21 protein-coding genes are annotated in these 26,400 nt (G+C 70.3%); 12 read left to right on the forward strand and 9 right to left on the reverse strand.

The genetic code is table 11. The annotated features are described in order from the left end of the window. The first annotated feature begins 1 nt into the window (after window position 1). The 5 genes from KVT45_RS50275 (at window position 2) to KVT45_RS50295 (ending at window position 7,344) form a co-directional block, all read left to right on the forward strand. Window positions 2–1,210 carry a hypothetical protein gene (locus KVT45_RS50275; RefSeq protein WP_217560996.1) on the forward strand — a complete coding sequence of 403 codons (1,209 nt, stop codon included), beginning with the start codon at window positions 2–4 and terminating at the stop codon, window positions 1,208–1,210. Beyond that, window positions 1,203–2,504 (forward strand): hypothetical protein, encoded by a 1,302-nt coding sequence (locus tag KVT45_RS50280; RefSeq protein WP_217560998.1) that lies wholly within the window; start codon window positions 1,203–1,205, stop codon window positions 2,502–2,504. The genes KVT45_RS50275 and KVT45_RS50280 overlap by 8 nt, the downstream gene beginning before the upstream one ends. A 47-nt stretch (window positions 2,505–2,551) precedes the next feature. Further along, window positions 2,552–5,095, forward strand: a complete 2,544-nt coding sequence (locus tag KVT45_RS50285) for a S8 family serine peptidase (RefSeq protein WP_217561000.1) — start codon at window positions 2,552–2,554, stop codon at window positions 5,093–5,095. After that, the gene (locus KVT45_RS50290) at window positions 5,092–6,711 is read left to right on the forward strand and encodes a glycerophosphodiester phosphodiesterase family protein (protein ID WP_217561002.1); all 1,620 of its coding nucleotides are present in this window, start codon (window positions 5,092–5,094) and stop codon (window positions 6,709–6,711) included. Before KVT45_RS50285 ends, KVT45_RS50290 begins: the two co-directional genes overlap by 4 nt. Before the next feature lie 162 nt (window positions 6,712–6,873). Continuing rightward, entirely contained in the window at window positions 6,874–7,344 is a 471-nt protein-coding gene (locus KVT45_RS50295; protein WP_217561004.1) for a GNAT family N-acetyltransferase, read from the forward strand. A gap of 70 nt (window positions 7,345–7,414) precedes the next feature. On the opposite strand, the gene KVT45_RS50300 is transcribed toward KVT45_RS50295, so the two are convergent. Both KVT45_RS50300 and KVT45_RS50305 read right to left on the reverse strand, forming a co-directional pair. Then, on the reverse strand, window positions 7,415–8,569 hold the full coding sequence (locus KVT45_RS50300; RefSeq protein ID WP_217561006.1) for a Gfo/Idh/MocA family protein: 1,155 nt from the start codon (window positions 8,567–8,569) through the stop codon (window positions 7,415–7,417). A 216-nt stretch (window positions 8,570–8,785) separates the two neighbouring features. Beyond that, entirely contained in the window at window positions 8,786–9,880 is a 1,095-nt protein-coding gene (locus KVT45_RS50305; protein ID WP_217561008.1) for a DUF5937 family protein, read from the reverse strand. Between the two features lie 221 nt (window positions 9,881–10,101). On the opposite strand from KVT45_RS50305, the gene KVT45_RS50310 reads away from it, so the two are divergent. Beyond that, window positions 10,102–11,298 carry an MFS transporter gene (locus KVT45_RS50310; protein WP_254648532.1) on the forward strand — a complete coding sequence of 399 codons (1,197 nt, stop codon included), beginning with the start codon at window positions 10,102–10,104 and terminating at the stop codon, window positions 11,296–11,298. A gap of 14 nt (window positions 11,299–11,312) precedes the next feature. Here KVT45_RS50310 and KVT45_RS50315 read toward each other — a convergent pair whose 3' ends face one another. Beyond that, window positions 11,313–12,572, reverse strand: coding sequence for an ROK family transcriptional regulator (locus KVT45_RS50315; RefSeq protein ID WP_217561012.1), 1,260 nt, complete (start codon window positions 12,570–12,572; stop codon window positions 11,313–11,315). 138 nt (window positions 12,573–12,710) lie between these two features. On the opposite strand from KVT45_RS50315, the gene KVT45_RS50320 reads away from it, so the two are divergent. After that, window positions 12,711–13,997, forward strand: a complete 1,287-nt coding sequence (locus tag KVT45_RS50320) for an MFS transporter (RefSeq protein ID WP_254648533.1) — start codon at window positions 12,711–12,713, stop codon at window positions 13,995–13,997. A gap of 68 nt (window positions 13,998–14,065) precedes the next feature. Continuing rightward, window positions 14,066–15,532 (forward strand): carboxylesterase/lipase family protein, encoded by a 1,467-nt coding sequence (locus KVT45_RS50325; protein ID WP_217561016.1) that lies wholly within the window; start codon window positions 14,066–14,068, stop codon window positions 15,530–15,532. 43 nt (window positions 15,533–15,575) lie between these two features. Here KVT45_RS50325 and KVT45_RS57930 read toward each other — a convergent pair whose 3' ends face one another. From KVT45_RS57930 to KVT45_RS50335, 3 genes are all read right to left on the reverse strand, one after another. Next, window positions 15,576–15,704: a hypothetical protein gene (locus KVT45_RS57930; protein ID WP_302832677.1), complete on the reverse strand. Its 129-nt coding sequence runs from the start codon at window positions 15,702–15,704 to the stop codon at window positions 15,576–15,578. Further along, window positions 15,701–16,432, reverse strand: coding sequence for a phosphotransferase (locus tag KVT45_RS50330; RefSeq protein WP_217561017.1), 732 nt, complete (start codon window positions 16,430–16,432; stop codon window positions 15,701–15,703). The genes KVT45_RS57930 and KVT45_RS50330 overlap by 4 nt, the downstream gene beginning before the upstream one ends. A gap of 202 nt (window positions 16,433–16,634) precedes the next feature. Beyond that, window positions 16,635–17,327: a VOC family protein gene (locus tag KVT45_RS50335; RefSeq protein WP_217561019.1), complete on the reverse strand. Its 693-nt coding sequence runs from the start codon at window positions 17,325–17,327 to the stop codon at window positions 16,635–16,637. Window positions 17,328–17,750: 423 nt separating this feature from the next. Between KVT45_RS50335 and KVT45_RS50340 the strand changes: the two genes are divergently transcribed. Further along, a complete protein-coding gene (locus KVT45_RS50340) occupies window positions 17,751–18,977 on the forward strand; it encodes a lactonase family protein (RefSeq protein WP_254648534.1) in 1,227 nt (408 codons plus the stop codon). Window positions 18,978–19,075: 98 nt separating this feature from the next. Here KVT45_RS50340 and KVT45_RS50345 read toward each other — a convergent pair whose 3' ends face one another. The 3 genes from KVT45_RS50345 to KVT45_RS50355 all read right to left on the reverse strand — a co-directional run bounded on the left by KVT45_RS50345 (window position 19,076) and on the right by KVT45_RS50355 (window position 21,290). After that, window positions 19,076–19,327: a hypothetical protein gene (locus KVT45_RS50345; protein WP_217561021.1), complete on the reverse strand. Its 252-nt coding sequence runs from the start codon at window positions 19,325–19,327 to the stop codon at window positions 19,076–19,078. Between the two features lie 333 nt (window positions 19,328–19,660). Continuing rightward, window positions 19,661–20,419: an enoyl-CoA hydratase/isomerase family protein gene (locus tag KVT45_RS50350; RefSeq protein ID WP_217561023.1), complete on the reverse strand. Its 759-nt coding sequence runs from the start codon at window positions 20,417–20,419 to the stop codon at window positions 19,661–19,663. A 37-nt stretch (window positions 20,420–20,456) separates the two neighbouring features. Next, window positions 20,457–21,290, reverse strand: a complete 834-nt coding sequence (locus tag KVT45_RS50355; protein ID WP_217561025.1) for a mycofactocin-coupled SDR family oxidoreductase — start codon at window positions 21,288–21,290, stop codon at window positions 20,457–20,459. 459 nt (window positions 21,291–21,749) lie between these two features. On the opposite strand from KVT45_RS50355, the gene KVT45_RS50360 reads away from it, so the two are divergent. The 3 genes from KVT45_RS50360 to KVT45_RS50370 form a co-directional block, all read left to right on the forward strand. Then, window positions 21,750–22,967, forward strand: coding sequence for a histidine kinase (locus tag KVT45_RS50360; protein ID WP_217561027.1), 1,218 nt, complete (start codon window positions 21,750–21,752; stop codon window positions 22,965–22,967). Next, entirely contained in the window at window positions 22,964–23,647 is a 684-nt protein-coding gene (locus tag KVT45_RS50365) for a response regulator transcription factor (protein ID WP_217561029.1), read from the forward strand. Before KVT45_RS50360 ends, KVT45_RS50365 begins: the two co-directional genes overlap by 4 nt. 145 nt (window positions 23,648–23,792) lie before the next feature. Further along, the coding region (locus tag KVT45_RS50370) for an efflux RND transporter permease subunit (protein WP_217561030.1) at window positions 23,793–26,400 on the forward strand (2,608 nt) is incomplete at its 3' end.

Below are 26,400 nucleotides of genomic sequence, written 5' to 3' on the forward strand. Positions count from 1 at the left end.
CATGGACACCCTCGACGAGCGGGTCGACATCGCCCGCGCCCTGCTGTCCGCCGGAATCACCCCGGCCGACCTCGAACTGTCGCCCGACCTGGCCATGGCACCGGAAGGCCCGGTCCTCGCCGCCGACCTCGGGATCGTCTTCCCCGACGGGCTCGCACCCGTCCCACAGCCCTTCGACGTCGAACCGTCCCCCGACGCCGCGCTGCCTCACGCCGACGTCGTCGTGGTCACCTGGACCGTCGACGAACAGAACGCCCTCGCCGACGTGTTCACCCCAGGCTTCGGGCGGCTGCGCTGGTACCGGTACACCCACCGCTTCGAGGAGCACTACCGGCCGCTGATCAGAGCCGGAGCGCCCTCGCTCGCCGCCCGCCCGCCACGCCTGGGCTCCTACTTCCCCGTCAAGCTCGGCGACCTGGACGTGCTGTGCGTGAAGTCCGAACTCCACCTCAACCAGGACGGCATCAAGACCGGCGAAGGCACCGCCACCCTGCCCGTCCGGGACTTCTTCGAGCAGATCATCGAGGAGGCCCGGCCGCGAGTGATCGCCACCATAGGCACCTCGGGCAGCGTCTTCGGCGACTTCCCCCTGGGCGACGTGGTGGTCACGCGCGCGGCGAAGTTCCGCTGCAAAAAGGAGTTCCGCAACGAGGACTTCAACGGCCAGACGTTCAAAAGCGACTGGACCCTCGCGCTCGGCCGGATCGAGGACGCGCAGAAGCTGATGCGCGGTTTCGCCGACCGGCTCACCGAACCACCGATCGGCCCGCCGTCCACCCGCTTCCCCTTCGCCGGGCCGCTGCTCAAGGCGCCCGACAACGACCCGACCGTCCGCGTCGAGCAGGGCGCGCAGGACATGCCCGAGTTCCACCCGATCCTGACCACCGACTACTTCGAGTACGGCACGTCCACGAACGGCCTGGAACACGAGGGAGCGGCCGTCGAGATGGGCGACGCGGCACTGGGTCTGGCCATTGCCGACCTCACCGCCGCGGGCGCGGATCACGTGCCCGACTGGGTGGTGGTCCGCAACATGTCCGACCCCCAGATCAACGGCGAACTCCCCACTCACGACTTCCGCCTCAACCAGCAGACCATGTGGGCGGTGTCCTACTACGAGTCGTACGGCTACTGGACCAGCGTCTGCGGTGCGCTCGCCACGTGGGGTCTGCTCGCGGGACTCTCCGAGGAGGGCATCGTCGATGCCTGACCCGCCGGCCGTCACCCGGCTCCCCACCGAGGTCGAGCTGCTGTTCGAGCTCATGCCGTGCAATGCGTTGCGCACCTCGCAGTACGCCGGATCCGGACCCCATCCGTGCGCCTACTTCCGCTCGTGGGGCACCTACCACGCCTACGACTACGACGCCGACGGACCGCCGCCGGATGCCTCGATCGTGCGGCCCTCGCACTACACCGGCCGGATGACCCCGCTGCCGGAGCCGTTGTCCGGTTGCCGCAAGGCCCCGATCCTCGCCGTCGGCATCAACCCCAACCTCCCGGGCTGGTGGCCCGACAGCCACGGCTCGCTCACCCCCGACTTCGACTCCGTGCGCCAGTACGCGCACTACTTTCGGCACCGAGGGGTGTTCAAGCCCGAGCTGCCCGACGACGACTATCGCGCCTTCGGCGGCGGACCCGACGACGACCCCCTGGCCGGGGTCCCGCTCACCGTTCCCGAGGACGCGCTGGGCCGCCGCGCGATCGCGGTCCGCGAGCAGCCGCAGCGCATGTACCTCGTCTACCAGCAACTACTGGACACCCTCGGCGCGGAACTGGGCCTCGACCGGGGTACGCTCGCCGTCGGCGAGGACCTGTCGTACGGCAACATGGTCGCCTGCGCCTCGGCCAAGTGGACCACCCGAACCGATCCGCACGACCCCGCCCTTCCGCCGATGACCGACGACCAGCGCGCCGGGATCGTCGGTGAGTGCTTCCGGACCCGCCGCCACCTGCTGCGCCAGCTGTTCCAGTCGCTGCCTGCCGTGATCCTCGTGCTCGGACAGAGCACCGCCAACGCGTTCGCCGGTGAACTCGGCGATCGCCTGGCACCCGTACCTGCCCCCGACACCCCCATGGCGCAGCTGATGGCGACCGAGATCCGGCTCACCTACGGCACCCTCGACGACGGCGAGGAACTCGACGCCCGGGTGCTGTTCGCCCCGCATCCCACCGGGCACCCCGACGACTACGCGCAGGCACGGCCGCTGCTCGTCCAGCAACTCCTGCACGAGGCACGCTCCGGCCGGCTGGGTCACGACGAACGCATCGGGCACCTGACGCGCCCCCGCGGCTCGTGCTCCTTCTGCCCGCTGCTCGACATCGGCCCGTGCCCGTACGCCGACGTGCTCATGCCGCTCCCGGGCGGTGGTCCCGCCCTGCTCGCCGACGGATCGACGCCCGTCGGCGCGGAGAAGCGCACCCAGCTGCGGCTGCTCGACGGCATCACCGAACGGGCCGCACCCGTCGCCGAGGTCTGGGCACACACCGACGACCGGGAGGACTGACGCCGAAACGCCCACCAGCGCCACCACCCTCCGAAAGCGAGACCACGATGTCCGGCAGCGTCGACCCCGAGGGAGCACTCGACAGGCAGTACCGCATCGCCGTCTACTTCGACACCGGACCGGAGGCCGAGTGCATCGAGGCGATCCTCGAGGACCGGACGCACCGCTACCAGGGGGTCGTCCTCGCCGAGACCTCGGGGGAGCGGATCACCCGGCTTCGCACGGCCGGCTACCTCGTCGACGTCCGTGCCGATCTCACAGCCGAACACGCGGCCCGGACCGAGACCGCCGCGACGGACACGCCACCCGGCAGTGACGGCCCGCAGAGCATGCTGCCTCCGCTCGGTGCCGGCGCGGCCGGCACCACCGACCGAGTCGTGCCCGCCCCGGAGTTCGTGGCCGACCTCACCGAACGCGCCGAGGACGCGGGCCGACAGGACGCGGCCCATACGGAGACCGCAGTGCCCCTTCCCGTCCCGCCGGGTGGGACGGACCACAAGACCTACCTGGTACGGCTGCGCGGACCGCTGGACCGGGCCCGCCGTGCCGCCCTCGCCGAGATCGGTGCCCGCGTCGTCGCATTCCAGCCGCCCGGAACCTACCGCCTCCGTCTCACTCCCGGCCAACGCGACCTGGTCGCCGACCTGCCGTGGGTGATCGCGGTGCGCCCCTGGGGCCTCGCCGACACGGTCACGCCCGCGCTCGACGACGCGCTCGAGCGGGACGCCCGCCGGGCCGCCGGTCCGCAACTGCTCGCCGACGAGGGCGTCGTCGCACCGGACCCCTACCTCGACACCTTCGACGTCCTCGTGCACGACCCCCTCGACCTCGCCACGCTCCGGCCCGTTCTCGAGGCCATGCCCGGCGTCGAAGTGCTCGCCGCCGTCGATGTCATGCTGCGCTTTCGCACCGACCTGACCGGGGACCGGCGGCGCGATCTGCTCGCCGTGGTCGCCGCCCGGGACGAAACCCGTCGGGTCGCCCCCTATGCGCCACCACTGCTCTACGCCGACCATGCCCGTCGGCTCGTCGGCGTGGACCGCATCGGACCGCGAGCCGACGATGCCGCGCCGGCGGCCCAGCTGCCCTGGACCGGGGCGGGCGAGATCGTCGGCGTGTTCGACAGCGGCGTCGACGGCACCCACCCCGACCTCGTCGACCGCATCGTCGTGAACGAATCCCTGGTCGGCGGCGAGGCGTTCGACGTCTGCGGCCACGGCACCCACGTGGCCGGCATCGTCGCCGGCTCCGGCGCGGCGAGCGCCGGCCTGATCACCGGTGTCGCCCCCGGCGCCCGGCTGGCCGTCTTCCGCGTCTTCGACGAGGACAACCGACTCCACACCGGCCCCAGCCTGGGCCCGATGCTCACCCGCGCCGTCGACGCGGGAGCGCGCATCATCAACCTCAGCTGGGGCAACCCGCTGTCGGGCATATACGACCAGTACTCGCTCGCCGTGGACCAGTTCGTGGCCGAGCACCCCGACGTGCTCGTGATCGTCGCGGCCGGAAACGGCGGCGTCGCCCCCAAGGGATCCCACGAGTTCAACACCTGCGGCAGCCCCGCCACCGCCAAGAACGCGGTCACCGTCGGCGCGTGCGACACCGACCGCGACAACGACGGCCTCGCCGATCTGACCTGGGACCGCTTCCGCCAGCCCCAGTTCCCGCTGCCGCCGGCCGGCGACGAGCACGTGTGCGGCAACGCCGACCTGCCCGCCGCCATCAGCAGCCGGGGGCCCAGCGACTACGGCAGCGTCGTACCGCACCTGCTCGCCCCGGGGACCTTCGTGCTCTCGGCCCGCAGCGGCAGCGCACAGATGGACCCGCGGCTGCCCTGGCGCGAGTGCCCCGACCACGACGGGCACTACATGTACATCGGCGGCACCAGCATGGCCGCTCCCGTCGTCGCCGGCGCCGCCGCCGTCCTCCGGCAGCACCTGCGCGAGGTCCACCGGCTCGCGGCGCCGTCCGCCGCGCTCATGAAAGCCGTCCTCGTCGCCGCGACCCGCCGGCTGCCCTCGCTGCGCACGCCGCACACCGCACAGGATCTCGGCTACCCCGACTTCGACCAGGGCTTCGGGCGGCTGGACCTGACCACTGTCCTGCCCACCCCTGACGCGCCGGCGGACCGCCGGCTCGTATGGGCCGACCTGTCCGACACCGATCCCGACGCGCTCGAAGCGTTCGCCGACCCGGAGGGCACCCGGCACGGCAGTCGCACCTACCGCCTCACCGTGCCGGACGGCCACCACACCGACGACCTGCGCGTCGTCCTGGCCTGGACCGACCGCCCCGGCAGCGCCGTGCAGAACAACCTCGACCTCGCGGTGACCACACCCGACGGCACCATTCACGTCGGCAACGAAGAGCACACCTACAACAAGGTGCCCGGCTTCGACCGAAGCGCCGTGGCGCAACTCACCGGTCTCCCGCTGGACCGCGCCAACACGGTCGAGGCCGTCCGGATCGGCGACCCGGCGCCCGGCACCTACACGATCAAGGTGTTCGCGCAGAACACGCCCTTCCCCGCGCAGGGTTACGCGGTGTGCGCCGCCGGCCCGATCAGCGAAGAGGAGTTGACGACGCCATGAGGATCGCGGCAATCGGCGGCAACGCCCTGCACGCCCCGCCCCACACCCGCACCGCGCTGACGTCCGCCTACGTCCAAGGCGCCGACGTTCTCGTCTTCGACGTCGCCGTGACCGCCGACGGACACGTCGTGCCCGGCTCCGATCGTGGGCTGCCCCGCCAGGCCGGCTCGACGGCCTCCGTCGGCGAACTCACCCTCACCATGCTGCGCGCGCTCGACCTGAGCACCACGTTCAAGCCGCGTGGCTCCCCGGAGTTTCGCTACCGGCCCGAGGGCCACGCGCCCGTGCGCGTCGAAACGCTCGACGACCTCCTCGACGCGCTGCCCGACGACATCACCTATGTGGTGCGGGTGAGCACCGGCGGCACGGACACGGTCGCCGCCGTCATGGGGATCTTCACGCGCCGCGCCGCCACGGCACGCCTCGTCGTCGCCGCCTCCGACCCGGAACTGCTGCGCCACGCGCGCAGGCTCGACCTCGACGTGGGCACCGCGCTGACCGGACCCGCGGTGGACGGCCCCGGTGCCGGACCCGACCCGGGCCTGCTCGACACAGCCCTCAAGGACGGCGCTCTCGACCTGGTCCTGGCCGGCATCGACGATCTGATCGGCCCCGACGGCCGGCCCACCGGCCTCGCCGTTCGAGTCGGCGAGGCCAAACGCTCGGACGGTGTGCGGCTCGGTGTGCTCGTCCTGCCCCGGGCCGACCGGGGCCTCGACGACCACGCGATCGCCGCCGCGCAGCCGTACACGTGGGCCGTCGGTACCGAGTCCACCTTCGACACCGCCGAAGCCCTCCGCCCCGGCACCTGCCGGCTCGACGAGACGTTCGCCGGCACCCAGGTCGACACCCGCCGCTTCGCGCTCGGCTACGCCAAGGCCAATGCCTATTGCCACGTCTTCCAGGACGACGGCATCCACATCCGCATCACCTCGTACCTGGGCGACCCCCAGCCGCCCCTGCCCGCCGACCCGGGCGAGCGCCGCCTCGCCGAGCTGGAGGAACGCACCTGGGACGCCCTCGGCGACTGGCCGTTCTACAGCGGCGGCGGCTTCGGCGTGACCCACGGTCTGCGCGGCGACTTCGCCGCCGAGGTGCGGGTCGAGTCAGCGGTGGCGGCCCAGGCCACCATGTGCGAGATGGCGGCGGTCAACGCCGACCCCGGCACACACCACCCGCCGTACAACGACGACGGCACCCCGCGGTTCCCGCGCTCCTTCCGCGACAAGGACGCCTTCTACGACCCCCACGGCGCACCGCCGTTCGTCGGCGCCGAACACGACGAGGACGACGGCTACCGGATCAACTGGAACCTGGGCACGCTGTACGACACCAACCAGTACGGGCCGCCAGTCGGCGACGGCCGGGTGCTCGCGGCCCGGCTGCGGCTGGAGCGACGCGGCGCCTACTTCGCCGCGTACACCCGCAACGACGTCGATGCCCACGACTGGGTGTGCGTCGGGACGGTACGCAACGACTCGATGAACGAGACCGTGCACCTGCGGTGTTCCGGGAAGCGGTGGCGCCAGGAGGACCCGGCCGACCCGACGCGCTACATGCCGATCCAGGCCAACGAGTTCGTCTTCCGGGACCTGCGGATCACAAGCTACTTCTGAGCGCACCGGTTCGGCAGGCGGTGGTCCCGGCGGTCCGCGACGTAGATTATTGCTCGACCACCCAGCGCCGGGACGACTTAAAGATTGTCCCGTAACTGCAAGCTGGGTCTAGGCTGAACCAGCCATCCGGGTACCTCTCTTGTGGAGGCTGAGACTGCGTCCATGGACATATCTCTGCGCCGGCTTGAGGACAGCGACCTGCCGTTCTTCTGGCAGCAGTTGACGGATCCCGAGTTGCAGCGGATGGCAGCGGTGACCAGGAAGTATCACTACGACCGTGGCCACTTCGACCAGCACTGGGCGAAAGTGCGCTCGGACCCGTCCGTGATCTTGCGAACCGTTCTTGCCGACGGCGTCGTAGCAGGGCATGCCGCCGTCTTCGGTCCGCCCCAGGAGCGTGAGGTCACGTATGTCATCGGGCGAGCGCATTGGGGTCGGGGCATCGCCACCACCGTTCTTGCCGAACTGATCGAGCTGGAACCCGTCCGGCCGCTCCACGCCGACGCCGCCGCTGACAATGCCGGCTCCATCCGTGTGCTGCAGAAGTGTGGCTTCGTCGTCACGGGGAAGAGCCGGTGCTTCGCCCGGGCTCGTGACGAGGAGATCGACCTGGTGCACTTGACGCTGAGCTGACCACGGTGCGGCAGTCTTGGAGGATCTTCCAGTTCTTCAGCTGGGAGAAAGCCTGTTCTCGCTTCGGGGCTTACGCGCCGTGTTCTGCGAGTGTGACCCTCCGGCCCGCGCGCGCCGCCTCTCGGACCCGTTCTAGCATGGCGTGCCGCGGGACGGCGTGCCGGAAGTCGGGAACGCCGTCCTCGTCCGGTGCAAGGCTCCCGGTGGCCTGGTCGCGCAGAAGCGCGTACTCGTGAGCGACGCCGCAGGCGGGCTCGGCGGATCGCTCGGTCCATCGCGTCAGCGAGCGTTGATAGCGGGCGGGCACCGGGAGCTCGGTCAACGCGCCTTCTTCTCCCCGGGCTCCGTACAGCCGCGTCCCCCCGTACCACCACTGAGCCAGGTCGGCCTTGACGACGAGGTCACCCTCCGTGCCGTTGATCTCCCAATGAAACGCGGTGGCACGGGACGTCCCACCGCGGAAGTGCATCGCGGCCACGGCCCCCGACTCCAGCACACCGGTGACGGCGATCTGGTCCTCCGCGCTCTTGGCCGCGACCGCCCTGCTCGTGACGTGGGTGACCTCCGGGCGCAGGTTCTCGATGAGAGCCGACACCTCGCGGAACTCCCCGAGCACCATGGTCAGCGCGTCGACCGAGTGCCCGAAGGGGATCGTCAGGAGTGTGGCGCCGCTCGTGACGTCCAGCACGTACGCATGGTCGTCGTCGTAAGTGGCGCCCCCGATCCCGCCCGACCCGAGCATGCTGGTCGACAGCACCCGCCCCACGTAACCGTCGGAGACCAGGTCCCGCAGATACCGAAGCGGCGGAGCCGACCGGGCCTGCAGGCCGACAGCCGTCAGCACATCCTTGCGCTGCGCGAGGTCAGCCAGCTCTTCGGCCTGCGCGAGGTCGGCACCGAGCGGCCATTCGCTGAACACCATCTTCCCCGCTTCCAGTGCGGGTCGGGTGAGTTCCAGGTGATGAGGAACCTTCACCGTCACGACCACGAGATCGACTTCGTCGCTGCGGGCCAGCTCCTCTGCACTGCCGAAGGCCAACGGCACCGCGTACTTCTCACCGGCCGCACGCGCCGACTCTGCGCTGCCGGCACTCAAGGCCCGCAACTCGTATCCGTCGAGCCCGGCCAGCGCCGGCACATGGGCGGTGGCCGCCCACCCGCCGCTCGCGCTCAACCCCACGACACCGACACGAATCGGCTCCCGGCGAGGGGAAGTGGACGTCATGTGCACCCCAGGGTTCGCGACCGCCTGCTCTCTCACCGCAGAACGTCCCATCGCCATGGAGGGCACGGTCTGAGCATCACGTTCAGCTGCATGCCGGTGGTTCGCCGATAGAGCGCGCGGTGGCCGGTGTCACGGTCTTGGGAATCGGGTTGCCGGCCCGGAACTCGCGTCGGTGTGGTGGGCGCGGGATCGCGGCGGGATCTTCGCGGTGTGTGTCTATCGCAGCAGGGCCTCCAGCAGATCGGTGCCGAGGCGCGCGCTGGTGGCGAGGTCGAGTTCGTAGCGTACGTACCGTCCTCGGCGGTGGGTGACGAGCAGTCCGGCCTTCTTGAGTACCGCCAGTTGCCGGGACACCTCGGGCGCGGTGAGCTGCCAGTAGGCGGCGAGTTCACCCGTCGTGTGCGGGCCGCGGGCCAGGGTGCGGCACAGGCGGAGGCGTAGCGGGTGGGCGAGTGCCTCGAGGCGGCGCTGGACCACTTCGGATGCCGCGGAGTGGTCGAGGCCGGGCTGGGCGGCGGGGTACTGGACGACGGGATGCCAGCCGGGCGAGAAGACGATCGTCAGGTGGGGGCGGCCGAAGTCGCTGGGGATGAAAGTGAGACCGGTCTCGGCGGTGGTGCTGGTACTGACGTCCTGGAGCTTGTCGATGATGATGCGCCGCCGCTGGTGTGCCGTGTCGAGGGTGATGGCGCTGGAGACGGCTGCCAGGGTCTGCTCCGGGCCGTGCCGGCTCAGCAGGTCGGACTTCTGGCGGGCGTCGGCGCCGAGGTGATGCCGGGTGCGCTGCCAGGTGTCGGCGAAGAACGACTCCTCGCAGTCGTGCAGAAGCCTGCGCACCCAGGCACGTACGGCAGGAGGGTCCGACAGCAGCCGCTCCGCGAAGGCCGCCTGCCGTGGCCCGCCGGCTCGGGCCACCTCCAGAGCACGCTCCCGGGCTGCCCGGTGGGTGAGCGGCGACGGGGGTGCTTCGAACGCGGACGCCGTGGCGCGCTGGGAGGTGAGTGCCGCGGTGGCGTAGGCCTCGTCCGAGATGCGGTCCACCGCGTCCAGCTCGTCGGCCAGCGTCGCGCCGGGGCGGCCGGGCAGGAGGAAGTCCGCGCGGGCTGACCTCCACAGGGCCTCCGCGTCGAGCAGTCGGTCGGCGAGACCGGACGGGAGCGAAGACAGGGTGGCTGTGGCCCAACCGAGCAGCTCCGGGTGGTGGTTGGGCTCGGCCAGAACGTGCAGCATCGCGGTCAGCTCGGCCAGCGGTGAGGGTACGAAGCGGATCTGCTCGGGCGGCAGTCCCGTGATGTCGATGGTCACGCTCATGGCCTCATCGTCGCAGCCGGAGGCGGGTGGCCCGGCCGGGCGGGAAGCGGATTGGCGCTGATCGTCAATCCACGTGCCCGGCGGTGCAACCGGCGCGGATCGTGACGGCCATGAGGACGGAAACCGATACGGATACGGATACGAAACCGGGGACGGATACGAATCCGGGGACGGGTACGGGTACTGCGGGGAATGCGGGGGCCCTCGTCAGGCTGACCCGGTTGCCGCGGGTCCCGGGTGGCGGACGGTACACCTCGGCGTTGCTGGTGGACGCCCTGGCCGCCGGGCTGATGCGGCCGTTCCTGCTGCTGTACGGGATCGGCGTGCTGCACCTGGACACGCGCGATGCCGGGCTCGCGCTGTCCGCCGGGATGCTGGGGGGCCTGGGCGCCGTCCCGCTGACCGGCCGGTGGATCGACCGCGGGGCGCTCACGGCGCCGGTGGCCGCGACGCTGCTGGTGCGGGTCGTGGGGACCGTCGTCCTGCTGGCGGCCACCGGACCGCTCGGGTACACGGCGGCGGCGGTGTTGCTGGGCATCGGCGTGCAGTGCTGGCCCGCGGCCCACGCGGCAATGGTCGCCGCCCTCGCGGACGACCGGCACCGCGACGCCGCCCTGGCGGCCGCGCGGTCACTGCGCAACGCCGGTATGGGAGCAGGGGCGTTGGTCGCCACGCTCGCCGTGGCCGCCGGCACCGGGGCGCTCCGGATTCTGGCCGTGGTGACGACGCTGGGATACCTCGTGGCGGCGGCGCTGGTGTGGTCGACGAGGGTTCCCGCCGCCGCACAGAACGCGGACGAGCAGCACGTGGAGCCTCCCGCCGGTGCGGGGGTGGATTCCGGTGCCGCTGCGACGTCCGGCGGCGGCCTGCGGCAGGTCACCGTCCTGAGCATGGTCAACCTGCCGTACGCGTTCTGCTACGACGTGCTCGAAGTGGCGCTGCCCGCCATGCTGGTGACCTCCCTGCACGCCTCTCCTTCCTGGTCCGCCGGCATCTTCGTGGCCAACACCGTGCTGGTCATCCTCACCCAGGTACCCGTCGTGCTGCGGCTGGCACGGCGCTCCCGGCGGTCGGTGCTGGCCTCCGCGGGGGCTGTGCTCGCCCTGTCCTATCTCGGGTTCTGGGCGGCGGCCGCACTCGGCGGCCAGGCCGGCACGGTGACCGTCGCCGCGGTGTCGGTGCTGTACACCGCCGGGGAGATCCTCTACACCGGCAGCGCCACACCGCTGGTCCTGGCCATGGCACCGCCGCGGCTGCGCGGCCGCGCGCTCGCCCGCTGGCAGCTGTCGACCGGCATCGGCAGGGCCGCCGCGCCGGCCGCGCTCACCGCTCTGCTCACGGCGGGTCCGGCGCCGTTGTGGGGTGCCCTGGCCGCAACCACCCTGCTGGCGGCGGCAGTTGTCCGCATCACACGGTGATCGCATGCCGGCGTTCAGCGTTGCCGCACCGGCCCGCCGACCGGCGTCCGCTGGGTGGCGGGAACGCTGGTGGGGTCGTCGAGCAGGGCGTCGCGGCAGGTCTGGAACGCGCCGCGCAGCGTCGCCTCACCGCCGAGGACGCCGAAGGTGATGACCGGCTGCATGTCGGGGGACAGGGCGCGGCGTCCGGCAAGGCGCGCTTCGAGGCCGGGCCTGAACCACGCGGCCCAGGTGGCGAGGTAACCGCCGAGGATGATCTCACCGGCGTCGGTGACGCCGGACACGCCGAGGACGGCCGCTCCCAGAGCGTGCCCGGCCGCGCCGAGCGCGGCGACCGCGTCGGGATCGCCGTCGCGCAGGCGGCGGTCCAGTTCGGCCAGTGCGGCTTCACCGCCCCGCGCCTCGGCGAGCCGCTCCAGTCCGGCGGCGCGGATGAGGGGTTCGGGGCCGAGGTAGGTCGCCAGGCAGCCCCGGGTGCCGCAACGGCATTCGGGGCCGTCGAGGGCGATCGGCAGGTGACCGATCTCGCCCGCCATGCCGTGGCTACCGCTGTGGACCCGGCCGTCCACGAGCAGCCCGCCGCCCACTCCGGTGTCGGCCTTGATGTAGGCGACGGTGTCGGGGTGCCGTACGCCCTCGGCCGCGAGGGCGTGGTACTCGGCCAGGGCTGCCATGTTGGCGTCGTTGACCACGTCGACAGGGCAGTCGAGCCCCGGGAGTTCGGCGGCCACCAGGGCGCGCAGGTCCGTGTTGTGCCAGCCGAAGTCGATCGCGGCGGCGACCAGATGGGCGGGCCCGACGACCGGCCCGGCCATGGCCACGGCGAGTTGGGCGAGGTGGGCGTGCGGCGTCGCGTCCCGTACCGCCGCCTCGGCCGACCGCACCAGGCAGGCGATGACCGCGGCCAGGGCGCGCGGATCGCCGTACGGCGCGTGATGGGGGGCCGACTCGCGGTGCAGGACGCGGCCCCGGAAGTCCGCCGCCATGACGTGCACGGACTCCAGGGTCACCTGGGCGGCGAGGATGACCACGCGTTCGGGTATGAGCCGCAGCAGGCGCCGGGGGCGGCCCCGGCCGCCGGACGGCACGGAGCCCGCCTCGCAGACCAGACCGCGGTCGATGAGTTCCGCGACCAGCGCGGTGACCGTGGCGTGCACCAGTCCGGTGCCGACGGCGACCTCGGTACGGGCGCAGGGGCCGTGGGCGTCGAGGTACCGCAGTACCAGAGCCAGGTTACGGCGTCGTACGTCGGCCGAGTCGGCGGGTGCGTTCACCAGTCGATTGTGCCTCCGGCGCGACGGGATCCGGTCAGGGTGGCCAAGATATTTTTTTTCGAGTCTTGAAATAAATAAATGAACGAGGCCATACTCCCGGCACCGGCAACGCAGCCGGTCCGTCCCCGTGGAGGCGTCTTGTCCGCTTCGACCTCTTCCGCCCCCGCCACTCCCCGTACGGACGACACCCTGGGCCGCTCCCAGGTCAACGTCCTGATGTGGTCGATGGGCGCGGGATTCGCCGCTCTCTACACCGCCTACGCCGGCCTCGTCGTGGTTCTGCTCCCCACCCAGATCCAGAACCTCGACGCCGCCGCGAAGGAATCGAACCTCGCACTGGTGACGATGACCTCGTCGATCGTCACGCTCTTCGCCCAGCCGATCATCGGCGCCATCTCGGACCGCACCCGGGGCCGCCTGGGCCGCCGCACCCCCTGGATGCTGTTCGGCGCCGTGGGCGCGACCCTAGCCCTGCTGGCCATCTCGCACGCCACCACCCTGTTGTGGCTCACGCTGCTGTGGGTCGCCGTCCAGGTGCTGCTGAACGTCATCCAGGCCCCGCTGACCGCCGTCATGGCCGACCGGGTCGCTCCCCGCCGGTTCGGCATGGTCTCCGCCTTCGTCGGCCTCGGCTCCAACCTCGGCGCCACACTCGGCGTGATCCTCGCCGCCCGCTACGCCGGACGGCTCGGCCTCGGATACGGCGTCATCGCCGCCATCGTCCTGGTGACCGTGCTGGCGTTCGTCCTGCTCAACCGCGACCGGACCCGCCCCGAGGCTCCGGAACCGTTCTCCTGGCGGGAGTTCCTGACCGGCTTCTGGGTCTCGCCGCGCAGGCACCCGGACTTCGCCTGGGCGTTCGTGGCCCGGATGACGTTCATCCTCGGCTACTGGGGAGTCGCCACCTACCAGCGGTACGCACTCCAGGACTACGTGGGCCTCGACGCCGACACCGTGGACAGCGCCCAGCAGCTGATGTCCGTACTCGCCCTCGTCGGCACCCTGGCCGGTGCCCTCCCCGCGGCGAAGATCTCCGACCGCACCGGCCGCCGCAAGATCTTCGTGGTCGGCGCCTCGGTCCTGCTGGCCCTGTCCATGGCCATCCCGCTCGCCAGCCCCACCCTGCCCGCGATGTACGCCTACGCACTGGTCAGCGGCATGGGTTTCGGTACGTACATGTCGCTGGACATGGCCCTGATGACCGAGGTCCTGCCCAAGGGCTCGGCGGCCGGCAAGGACCTGGGCCTGCTCAACATCGCCACCAACATCCCGCAGGCACTGGGACCGATCATCGCCTCCGTGCTCATCACCTCCTTCGCCGCGGGCAGCGACAAACTGCCGGGCTACCGCGTCCTGTTCGTCTTCGCCATGGCCGTCGTACTGATCAGCGCGCTGGCGATCCGGCCGATCAAGGGCGTCAAGTAGCCCTGGACCACCACTCGTTCCTTCCTCCTCTCTCCTCCCACCCCCCACCTCCACGAGAAGGTTGTTCCGTGCCCCAGTCCGTACGCGCTGTCACGTCCCAGGGACCTGTCCTCGGGACGTGGCAGGACACCACCGCCCGTTTCCTCGGCATCCCCTACGCCAAGCCCCCGGTCGGCGAACTCCGCTTCGCCGCCCCCGTCCCGCCCGAGCCGTGGACCGAACCACTCGACACCACCCGGTACGGGCCGACCGCGCAACGCCGCCCCTTCATCCTCGACGGCCCCACCACCATCCCCGAGCCGTCGATCCCGGGCGACGGCGTGCTGAACCTCAACGTCTTCACCCCGTCCCCGACACCGGGCGCGGACCTTCCGGTACTCGTCTGGATCCACGGCGGCGGCTACGTCGCCGGATCCGCCGCCAGCCCCTGGTACGACGGATCGGCCTTCGCCCGGGACGGCATCGTCCTCGTCTCCATCGGCTACCGGCTCGGCATCGAGGGCTTCCTCCACCTCGACGACGCCCCCGACAACCGCGGCGTGCTCGACTGGATCGCCGCGCTGACCTGGGTACGCGACAACATCGCCGCGTTCGGCGGTGACCCCGGAAAGGTAACCGTCGCCGGTCAGTCGGCCGGCGGCGGCGCCGCGCAGACCCTCATGGCCACGCCTTCCGCACACGGGCTCTTCCGCGCCGCGATCTCCCAGTCCGGCGCCGTCAGGTCCCCCCAGCACCGTCGCGACGCCCTCGCCGACTCGGCCCGCCTGACCGAACGCACCGGCGTCCCCGCCCTGGCCTCCGCACTCCGCGACCTCACCGATGACGAACTGCTCGCCCTCCAGGACGCCCTCGCCACTCCTGACGCCGGACTGACGCTGGCCCCCTTCGCAGACGGGGAGTTGGTCCCGGTCCCCGTCCCCGAAGCCTTCGCCGACGGCAGCGCGTCCCGCGTGCCACTTCTGCTCGGATTCACCCGGCGCGAGTTCAACCCCCCGCCCGGAGCCACCCCGACACCCGCACCGGCCGAAGCCGTACACGCCATGCTGGCCGCCAACGGCCTCGGACCCCAAGCCGTGAGCGAGTACGCAGCCCTCCACGACAAGACGGACCCGGCGCAACGCATGGGCCAGGCCCTCACCGACGCTGTCTTCCGCGGCCCCTCACTCACCCTCGCGGAGACCCGCGCACACCACGAACTGCCCACCTGGCTCTACCACTTCACCTGGGGCAGCGCCGCCCACTGCATCGACATCCCCTTCGCCTTCGACCTCCTGAACGCCGAACGCGTCACCGCCGCGACGGGCCCGCATCCACCGCAGTCCCTCGCCGACGCGATGCACAGCGCCTGGGTCGCCTTCGTCCGCGACCTTGACCCGGGCCCCCACTGGCCCCGCTACACCCAAAAGCGCCGCACCACGATGACCTGGGACACGACCCCGCACACGCTCGACGACCCACTGAGCGCCGAACGCCGTATATGGGAGGGCAGCGGAGATACGGCCGGAAGGAATAGCAGCGCGGTCTTGAACGGGTGACCGCCGGCTCGTGCCGAGCCGCTCCGGGTAGCAGCGTTCCCGGTCACAGGCAGGTGGTGAACCGGCCGTCGGGCAGCTTCCGCAGCCAGCCGCGAACGCTGACGTCGACGGCCGTCCGACCGCCACGGGGAGGAACCGGCGAACCGACCGCGGCCGTTACCCACGTGCTCACCGCACCGAGCGTTCCAACGCATCCCGGTGATCGGAAACCCACTGATAGGCCGACTGCACTTGCCTCACCGCGCCTGCGTCCCGGAGCCGGGTCATGGCGACGTCACCCGCATCGGCCTGGGTCTCGATGCCCCGCCAGCACCGGTCCTGCCACCACAGGATCGTGGACACGAGACGTTGCCGGTCCGGCAACTCGTAGCTGTCAACGATCAGCCTCATGCGTCGGGCTACCTTCTCGACGTCGGTGACCGAAGGGCCCAGATCGAGGTACTGCCAGCAGACATGAGCGATGTCGTGGATCCGCGCGCCCGGTGCCGCAAGGTCCCAGTCGATGAATGCCACTGGCCGAAGCTCGCCACTGCACAGCTGATAGACCGTGTTCTTGGGCGACAGGTCGTTGTGACACACGACCTCGTGATCTCCGGCCAGCGGGGTGCCGGCCGTCAGGTCATGGAACTCACGCACGAGCCGGGCGACCGTCACCAAACTCTCGTCCGATGACACAGCGGCAGGTTGTCGCGGCTCCCATGCCACGTGGCCGTCGAGGTAACTGAGGACTTCACGGCCCTCGTCGTCCACACCGAGATACCGCGGAGCACCACCCCAACCACCGGCTTCAAGCAACCTCAGTAGATCACCCACGAACTTCGCCGAGGCTGGACGGCGCACTGTGTCCCCGACACGAACGACCGCATTGACGAAACCTCCAGGCAAGGACGACTCAGACATCCGTCCACCTTGCCTGCAGGACGGCACACCATGCATCTCGGGAGGCTGCTGAGATGCCGCCAATACCCGATCGGTGAGCGACGACGACATCCGACGCATCGTCACTTCGGCGTTCGAGGGAGCCCCTCAGCGAGGCGAGCCCGTCTGTACCTTCCCCGGGTTCGGCAGAAGTCCCACGTCCAGAGCACGTTCGAAGGAAGTCTCAGCCGTCTCGGCCCTGCCATGTGGTCACGCAGGCTTCGTTCCCCTCCAGGTCGGCAAGTACCCAGAAAGCGGGGGCGCGGGTCGCGGACACAAGTCGGCCTCCAGCCGCCAGTGCGGTCTCGATCCGCCGGGGTGCCTCGTCATGCGGAACACAGACGTCGAAGTGGATGCGATTGCGCTCGGGGCGCGCCCGGTCCATCTGCTGGAACCAGATCGCCGGGCCCTGCCCGACCGGGTCAATGAGTGGATCCTCCGGTCCCTCGGCACCCACCTCATCCGTATAGCCCAGCACTGCCTTCCAGAACGGCCGAATCCCTGCGATATCCAGTGCGTCAATCGCGATCTCCACAAGCTGCACGGACCGCGGTGCCCCCGTTCCGATTTCCGGCTCTGCCAGAAGCCCGGACCTGTCAGCGGTGGCGGAGATCTGACGCGCGAGTTCGACGTCCCGGGTGGTAATCGCTGCGCGGTCCGACGACTGCAGAGTGAAGACGACCCGATCGGGGCGGACATCGACCATAAGGTGCCGGTCGGCGTCGGTGCCGCACACCGCGACAGCGTCCGCCGCCACGCCCATCGCCTGAGCCAACGACCCGACCCGGACCGACGTTCGCAAGGTGCCCAGCAGGAAGCGCCACCCGTGGTTCTGGACCGCCTCCGATGCTTCCTGCCGACTCAATATCTGCTCCATGGCCGTATCCTTACAGCCCCCACTGTCGGCCCCGCCCGCCGGTGCTTCCGAAACAGGCCCGAAGAAGTCATCTCATCTGGTCGAGTCTGCGGTAGTAGTCGTAGCCCTTGTCGTTGTCGCCGTGGATCCGGGCCGGTCCTCCGCGGGAGTCGAGTTCGTCGAGCACCAGGCGGTACAGCTTCGCCGACTGCTGTCGCGTGCGGCTCGACGTCTACCTGGCCCAGGCAGGCCAGAACCTTGACGTGGTAGGCGAGTTCGCCAGACTGATCATCCCCGGTCGTGATAACACTCGCCGTCAACGGCGTGCTGACCGCTCTCGATACTTGAGCCCTCGAACGACTCGGCCTGGCCGCCCGCCGTCGCACACCCGGCCGGCCGAGAGCCACGGCCTCTCCGACAAGCGAGGAAAGGACCACCTTCTCGATGAACGACTCCCCGCGCTTATCTCAACGGCTCCGGCCGTACGCGCCGTCCCGCAGAACCGTGCTCGGCGCCCTGGCGGTCTCCGCGACCACGGCGGCCGTCCCGCTGCTCGGCGCCGCTCCGACCGAGGCGGCGCCGACCGGGACCACGGACCTCGTCTACATCGGCACCTGGGGGCAGCGTCAGGTGTACGCGGTGCGCTTCGACCCCGTCCACGGGACCATGACACCCATCGGGTCTGTCGCGCAGGTCAGCTCGAACTGGGTGACCGTGCACCCGACCCGCCCGGTCCTGTACGTGGCCGGCAGCGAACAGGGCGGATTCATCCGGGTCTTCGAGATCGACGACGCCTCGGGTGGCCTGCGCCAGATCGGCGAGGTCGGGACGGAGAGCGTGCCGACCGGCAGCGGCGGGCTGTCGTACATCGGTGTGGACCGCCGCTCGCGGACGTTGCTGGTCGCTGACTTCGCGGCGGGTACGGCGGCCACCGTGCCGATCGGCGCGGACGGCGGGCTCGGCGCGGTCGCGTCCCGGGTGCAGGACACCGGCTCCGGACCCAGCCCACGGCAGTTGGGCCCGCATCCGCACCACATGGTCATCGACCCGAGCCGACGGTTCGCCCTGGTCGCCGACTTCGGCGCCGACCGCGTTTTCGTCTACCGCTACGACCAGGCCACCCGCGCCCTGTCCGACGCCACGCCTGACGGTCCCGGCGCCTACGCGACGGCGGCGGGCTCGGGACCCCGCCGCCTCGCCTTCCACCCCGATGGCCGTACCGTCTACCTGCTCAACGAACTGACCGCCGACCTCCAGGCCCTGCGCTGGAACGCACGACACGGCACGCTGGCCCAGCTCCAGAGCCTGACGACCAACGCGCCCGGCCACACGGGCACGACCAGCGCCGCCGAACTGGTCATCAGCCGTGACGGCCGGTTCGTGTACACCTCCAACCGGGGCGAGAACACCCTGGTCGTCTTCGCCGCGGACCGCGGGACCGGCCTGCTCACCGAGGTCCAGCGCATCTCCTGCGCCGGTGTCACCCCCTGGAGCTTCGCTCTCCACCCCGGCGGGAGGTGGCTGTTCGTCGCGAACGAGGCGAGCGGCACGGTCAACCTGTTCCTGGTGGATCGGGGATCCGGGCAGCTCACGGACACCGGTACGGCCGTGGCCGTGCCGTATCCCGACTCGATCGGCTTCCGTACGCCGGCGGGAACGGCCGGTCCCTGACAGCCGCAAAGGCGCTGGACTCGAACCTGGTCACAGGAGCCGGCGCAGGGTCTTCGGCGCCGCGCAGGTGCTTCGGTCGCAGCAGCTCGCGTCTGCCATTACGTGCCGGTGCCGTCGACCGTGGTGACCACGCAGCTGGCGGGGAAAGGCGTCGCGTTCTTGATGGCAAGTCCGGTGTGGGCGGTCAGCCCGGTCAGCCCACCCGTGAGGACGACCTCACCGATCCGCGCGACCATGGACGGGGCGTCGGTGAGGCCGTCAGGCGTGAAGCCGTAGCGGGTCGTCCGGCAGCGGGCGTGTGGGCCGGGCAGGGGTAGCTGGGCAAGAACCGTCACCCTGTCGTTGAGCACCCGGAGCGGCGTCTCCGGCGCAGCGGGACGGACTCGGACGTCGACCCGCACGGTCGTGGCGGCGAACGCGCTCGTGCCTCTGGACTGTTACCCTCCACGGGCTCGGTCGGGGACTGCGTGGAGTTGTCGACGGCCCTGTTCGAGTACCTGGAGAGACCCTGTTCGCGCGGCGAGGATTCGGCTGAACGACCGTCGACGACATCATCTTCGCGGCTGGCATCGGCTGCCGCACCTTCGTCCGCCATGTTGTGCCCAACAATGAGCTCGTGTGCGGGCTCTTCCCCAATTTCCGCTGGTAGGCCGGGCTCTTGCCTGCGGCTGCCCAGCTGGTCGTCAGTTCTGGTAAGGCTTGTCGGCCATGGACAGGCCTTCCAAGGCCAGGCCCAGGGTCGTGCCCTCTTCCAGCCGCTTCGCCAGTCGCTGCCGCAAGGCCAGCGGTGTCAGCCGTAGCAGTAGCGATGGCCTGGCAGCGAGTGCCTCAGCGAGCTCGACGGCTCGGGGAAGCACTTTGGACGACGGAACCACCTCGTTGACCATGCCGAGCCGCAGCGCCTCATCGGCCTGGATCACTTGCTGGGTCAGGGCGGCGTAGCGGGCCCGGTTAATGCCCAGGATCTCTTCCCATACGACATGGATCCCGTCACCCGGCACGACCTCGCCGCCCAGGTGCGGAAGGTCCTGGAAGTGCGTGGTCTGCGAGGCGATGGTGATGTCGCCCAGCAGGACCCATTCCGAGTGGATGGTGGCAGGACCGTTGATGGCTGCGACGATGGGCATGGGAAGGTCGACCAAGGCCCGTAGTACTTGGCGTCCCTCCCAGAAGATCTCGTCCCAGTTGAGGGGTTTGAAAGCCTGACGATCTTCGGTCAGGTCCATCTCGGTCATGAAGTGATCGCCGGTGCCGGTCAGGACGAGGACCCTGTTTGCTCGATCGTCGGCGATCTGCCTGAGCACACGCGGGAAATCGCGATGCAGGCGGGAGCTGAGCAGTGCCGGTTCGCCGGCGCTGTGCAGCCGTAGGGTGAGGACTCCGCTCTGCGTGCGCTCGAAGGCGAAGTCGGGGAAGGTCTCGAAGTATTGAGGGGTCTCCATGCCGAGAATTCCTTGGGGAGGCTAGGGGCCGGTGGCCTCAGCGGATGGCGAAGCCGGCGTCGAGGGGCCACTGGATGCCCGTGATGAATCGCGCCTGTTCCGAGACGAGGTAGGCCACAGCGTTCGCCACGTCCTCGGGTTGCAGGATCTCGATGGGCAGGGCGTTCTGCATGCCGGAGATGAGGTTGTTCTCGCCGGCGGCGGCCTGGGCCATGAGGGCGTCCATCGCCGGGTTCTGGCTCATGCCGCTCAACACTCCCGTCGGATGGATGGTGTTGACGCGGATCCACTCGGGGGCGAGAGCGCCCGCCAGGTTCTGCATCAGTCCGACGAGGCCCCGCTTGGCGGCGGTGTAGGCCATCCCGCTGGTGTTGAGCGAGGGTGTGCCTTTGAGTCCGGCCGATGAGCTCGTGATCACGATCGAGCCACCGCGCCCGCCGGCGCGCATCGCCGGAAGCGCGGCCCGGACAGTGTGGAAAACGCCGGTGAGGTTGACGTCGATCACGTCGTTCCAGTCCGCCAGGAAGTCGTCGGATTCGTCACCCAGTCTGATGATGCCGGCGTTGGCGATGATGATGTCCACGCGTCCGAACTCGGCGAACCCTTCTTCAAACGCTGTCTGCAGGGCGGGGAAGTCGCGTACGTCGCAGGTCCGCGCGACGATGTGTCGTTTCTCCTTCTGGACCAGCCGGACCGTCTCGGTGAGATCGTCCGGTGTGGCGTTCGGGTACGTCATCGTCGGGATGTCCGCGCAGATGTCCACGCCGATGATGTCGCACCCTTCTTGAGCCAGCCGCACGGCGTGGGCCCGCCCCTGTCCCCGGGCGATTCCGGTGATGAAGGCGACCTTTCCTGCCAGGCTCTCAGGCATCGTTTCTCCTTCCAGCGATCGGCCAACGGCTCGGGCATCTGGGCGATCTCGCTGCCCAGCGGCGTGGCTTTCCCGCACGCGTGCTCACAGTTCGACCAGTTCCCGGCCGTGTCCCTCGACCTGGCGGACGTTCTCAACGTGGCCCTTCGTGGCGGCCCTCGCATGGTCTTGTGGACTCCTCGCCATGGCCTGCCTTCTGCTCGGACGGCGTGTGCGCTCCGGGCCGGCTGTCCGCGTTGCCGCAGGTTTCAAACAAGGTGCGACAGGCGCCGACCGGGCTCCGCTCGTGCCAGCAGTGTGATCGGCGACGACAGGCCTGAGCCGAGAGATGCCCGCTCAGTGGAACGTGAACTTGGGACACCACGGCCGGCTTCACCGGCACCCGGTACCGCGACCGCAGTACACCGGCTGCTGCAGGTGCGGGACGTGAGCCCGCCACCCTCCCTCTACCCTTCAAAGGTGAACGCAGGTATTCCGAACGTACGCGCGACGCGGCGCCCGGCCGTGGCATCGTGGATGCCTGCGGTGATCACTGCCGTGCTCGGACTGCTCACCCTTCTGGTGATCGACCGGGACGATCTCCGCGGACTCGACGCCGGACATGTGCTCCTCATCGTCGCCGGCAGTTGCGCGCTGCTCATGCGGCGCCGTGCTCCCGTCCCGACCCTTGCCGCGGTGTTGGTGCTGTCGGTCGTGAACCAGGCCGCGGGCAGCGTTCTCGACGTCATGCTCCCGGCCATCGAGGTGGCCGTCTACACGGTCGCCCTGCGGACCGGCCGGCGTGGTGCGTGGGCGACCGCGGCCCTGGCGGCGGCCTGGGTCGCCGTGACCGTGCTCGCGTTCCAGTCCGAGCTGCCTGCCAACCCGCAGCGGCTCGGTGCGGCCGCGTGGATCGTCGCGGCGGCGGCGGTCGGCGACGCCGTGCGCAGCAGGCGTGCCGTCGTGGCGGCCCTGCGCGAGCGGGCGGAGCGGGCAGAGCGGACACGGGCCGAGGAAGCCGCGCGTCAGGTCGCCGAGGAACGGGTCCGGATCTCCCGCGACCTCCACGACATCGTCGCCCACCAGCTGACTCTGATCCATGCGCAGGCGGGCGTCGGCGTGCATCTGGAAAACGCCGGCGTGCCGCGTCCGGACGGCCTGCTGGAGCAGATCCGCGACGGGGCCAAGGTCGCCCTGCAGGAACTGCGCACCACGGTCGGCGCGCTCGGTCAGGGCACCGAGGCGGCGCTCGCCCACCAGTCCATGCCGGGCCTTTCCCTGTTGGACGACCTCACCGGGTCGTTCGGGCTCGCCGGGCTCCAGGTGGACGTGCGGCAGCGTGGTGAGCCGGGCAGACCGTCCGCGACCGTGGACGTCACGGCCTTCCGCATCCTCCAGGAGGCCCTGACCAATGTGCAGAAGCACGCCCACGTCGAAACGGCTGAGGTCGAGCTGTGCTGGGGGGCCGAGGCCTTGGTGCTGAACGTGCGGAACGGGCCCTCCCCGCGGTCGGCCCACATCGCGGGGGAGGGGACACGCCGGGGACTGCTGTCCATGAAGGAACGCGCGGCGGCAGTACGGGGAACGTGCGAGGCCGGCCCCGTCCACGGGGGCGGATACCTGGTGACGGCTGTCCTGCCGCTCCATGAGACCGGCCGTGTGCAGCCCCTGGCCGCTGCCGAGACGGTGGTGCGGTGACGATCCGGGTTGTCCTGGCCGACGACCAGACCCTGTTGCGCGGCACCCTGCGGCTGCTGCTGGACTACAGCCCGGGGTACGAGGTCGTCGGGGAAGCCTCGGACGGCGACGAGGCCCTGGCGCTGGTACGCGCTCACGTACCCGACGTGGTGCTCATGGACATCCGGATGCCCCGGACCGACGGACTCCAGGCGACGCGCTCGATTCGCGACGACTCCTCGCTCGACGACGTGAAGATCCTCGTGCTGACCACGTTCGAGACCGAGCAGTACGTCGCCGAGGCGATGCTGGGTGGCGCCAACGGCTTCATCGGCAAGGGCACCGACCCGCCCGAGCTGCTTGCCGCCATCGAGACGGTGACCAGGGGGGACATGGTGCTCTCGGCCACGGCGTCGGTCGCCCTGGTGAAGCGGTTCCGGGAACAGCAGCACACACCGCTGCCGGCCGCCCCCGGCCGACTCGCCGAACTCACGCCACGCGAACGGGAGATGGTCGCCTTCGCGGCCAAGGGCCTGTCCAACGAGGACATCGCCCGGAGCCTCCGGCTGAGCCGGTACACCGTGAAGACGCACATCAACCGGGCCATGGCCAAACTGGGAGTCAGTGAGCGTGCGCAACTCGTGGTCATCGCCTACGAGTGCGGTCTGGTGAAGCCGGGAAGTCACCCGCCCACGCAGTAGGCACCGGCCGCGGTACCGCGCGGGCGGTAGCCAGGGTCCATGCGTGAGAGCGACGCCAGAGCCGGGGCACGGCCACCAGGGTGAGGGGGCGCCCCCAACGGGGGGCGTCGCGACCTCCCGGCCCTACGGAATGAGAATCACGCCGATGTCCTGGCTGACCAGGATCAGCATCGCCAACCGAAAACTGGCGGCGCTGTTCACCCTTCTCGTTGTCGCTCTCGGCGTTTACGCCATCCCGTCGATCAAGCAACAGCTGATCCCCAACCTGTCGTTCCCGATGGTCACCGTGGCCGCGACCTACCCCGGTGCCGCTCCCGAAGTGGTCGAGAACCAGGTCGCCGTGCCCATCGAGGACGCGGTCAAGACCCTGGACGGTGTGGAGAGCGTCTCCTCGACCTCCCGCCAGGGCTCTGCCGTGGTGGTCCTTCAGCTCGACTTCGAGGCGAACATCGACGACACCGCCCAGAAGGCGCAACAGGCGGTGTCGAGGATCTCGGCCCAACTGCCCGACGGCGTGGACCCCGAGGTGATGACCGGAAGCACGGACGACCAGCCGACCATCGTCCTCGCCGCCACCTCCGGCGCGTCCCAGCAGGTCCTGGCGACCGCCCTGGACGACGAGGTCGTCCCGGAACTGAGGAACGTCGACGGCGTCAACGACGTCACCGTGTCCGGCGCACGCGACCGGGTCGTCACGGTGACTCCGGACACCGCGGCGATGAGCGGAGCCGGCCTGACCACACAGGACCTCTCCACGGCCCTGTCCGATCTGGGGACGCACGCCGCGGGTTCGGTCAGCGGCGACAAGCAGTCGCTGAGTGTCTCCGTGCCCGAGAACGTGACGAGCCTGGACGCGATCAGGAAGCTGTGGGTGTCCTCGTCGGCGAACTCCGCGAGTTCCGTGAGTTCCGCGAGCGGCACCTCCGCCCCCGTCCAGCTGCAGGACGTCGCCTCGGTCAAGCTCGCCTACGCCGCGGCCACTTCACTCACCCGCACCGACGGCAAGCCCAGCCTGGGCATCAGCGTGACCATGGACCACGACGGCAGCGCCGCATCCATCTCCGCCGACGTCCGCGGACTCGTTCCCGGTCTGGAGAAGAAGCTCGGCGACGACACCCGGCTGACCGTGGTCTCGGACGCCGGTCCCCAGGTGAGCAGCTCGGTGCACGGACTGCTCAAGGAGGGTCTCCTGGGTCTGGTCATGGCGGTCCTCGTGATCGTCCTGTTCCTGCGGTCGGCCCGCTCCACGCTGGTCACGGCGATCTCGATCCCGCTGTCCCTCGTCATCGCGCTGATCGTGCTGTGGTCCCGCGACTACAGCCTCAACATGCTGACCCTCGGCGGCCTCAGCATCGCCGTCGGGCGGGTCGTCGACGACTCGATCGTCGTACTGGAGAACATCAAACGCCACCTCGCCTACGGCGAGGACCGCGACCACGCCGTCATCGGCGCGGTGCGTGAAGTGGCCTCCGCCGTCACCGCGTCCACGCTCACCACGGTCGCCGTCTTCCTGCCGATAGCCTTCGTCTCGGGCATGGTGGGTGAACTGTTCGGTCCCTTCGCCGTCACCGTGACGGTGGCCATGCTGGCCTCGCTGGTGGTGTCGCTGACCATCGTGCCGGTGCTGGCGTACTGGTTCCTCAAGCCTCCCGCCGACGCGGGCTCCGTCGATCCCGAGGACTACCGCAGGCGGGTCGAGGCCGAAGAGCGCCACGGCCGCCTCCAGCGCTGGTATCTGCCGCTGATCACGTGGTCGCTGCGCCGCCGCAAGACGGTACTGGCCGGTGCGCTCGCCCTGCTGGTGCTCACCCTGGCCATGACGACCGCGCTGAAGACCAGCTTCCTCGGCGGGTCCGGGGCCACCAGCCTGCGGCTGACCCAGACGCTGTCGCCCGGCAGCAGCCTGGCCGCCACGGACGCGGCCGCCCGCCGGGTGGAGAAGATCATCGCTGGCACGGACGGCGTCTCCGTCTACCAGGTGACCGCCGGAAGCCTCGGCGACAGCGGTTCGAGCAGCGTCGGCGACACCGGGGCGTCGACCGCGACGTACACCATCGTGCTCGCCGACGGCGTCGACGCGGACAGTCTGCAGACGAACCTGGAGAAGCGGCTCGACAAGCTGAGCGGCGCGGGGGACTTCGCCTTCGCGGCGAGCGGCGGCGTGGGTGGCGACAGCGACGTCCAGGTCACGGTCCAGGCCGACGACTCCACCGTGCTGCGCACCGCGACCGACCGGATCCAGCAGGCGCTGGACAAGGTCACCCAGGTCACCAGCGACCTCGCCGAGAGTGCCCCGCAGATCAGCGTCGTCCCCAAGGGCGAGGCCGCGGCCGAGTACGGTCTGACCGGCGCCACCCTGGCCTCCGCGGTGAACCAGGCCCTCCAGGGAACGACCGCCGCGCAGGTGGTCCTCGACGGCGAGCAGAGCAACGTCGTCATCAAGGCATCGGGCAACACCCCCGACTCGCCAGCGGCGCTGCAGAAGCTGGAGATCCCCACGCAGGCGGGCTCCGTGCAGCTCGGTGACGTCGCCACCATCACCCGCACCGAGGCTCCGGCCGAGCGCACCCGGACCGACGGGCAGCAGACCACCACCGTCTCCGCCGTCCCCGTCGGCGACGACACGGGCGCGGCCGGTTCCGCCGTCGAGGACGCCCTGGACAAGGTGGACCTGCCGGCGGGCGCCACCTACACCATGGGCGGTGTCACCAGCGACCAGAGCGAGGCGTTCTCCCAGCTCGGTCTGGCGATGG

Origin of the sequence: Streptomyces sp. GbtcB6 (genome assembly GCF_019091475.1) — a bacterium.
Lineage (GTDB): Bacteria > Actinomycetota > Actinomycetes > Streptomycetales > Streptomycetaceae > Streptomyces > Streptomyces hyaluromycini.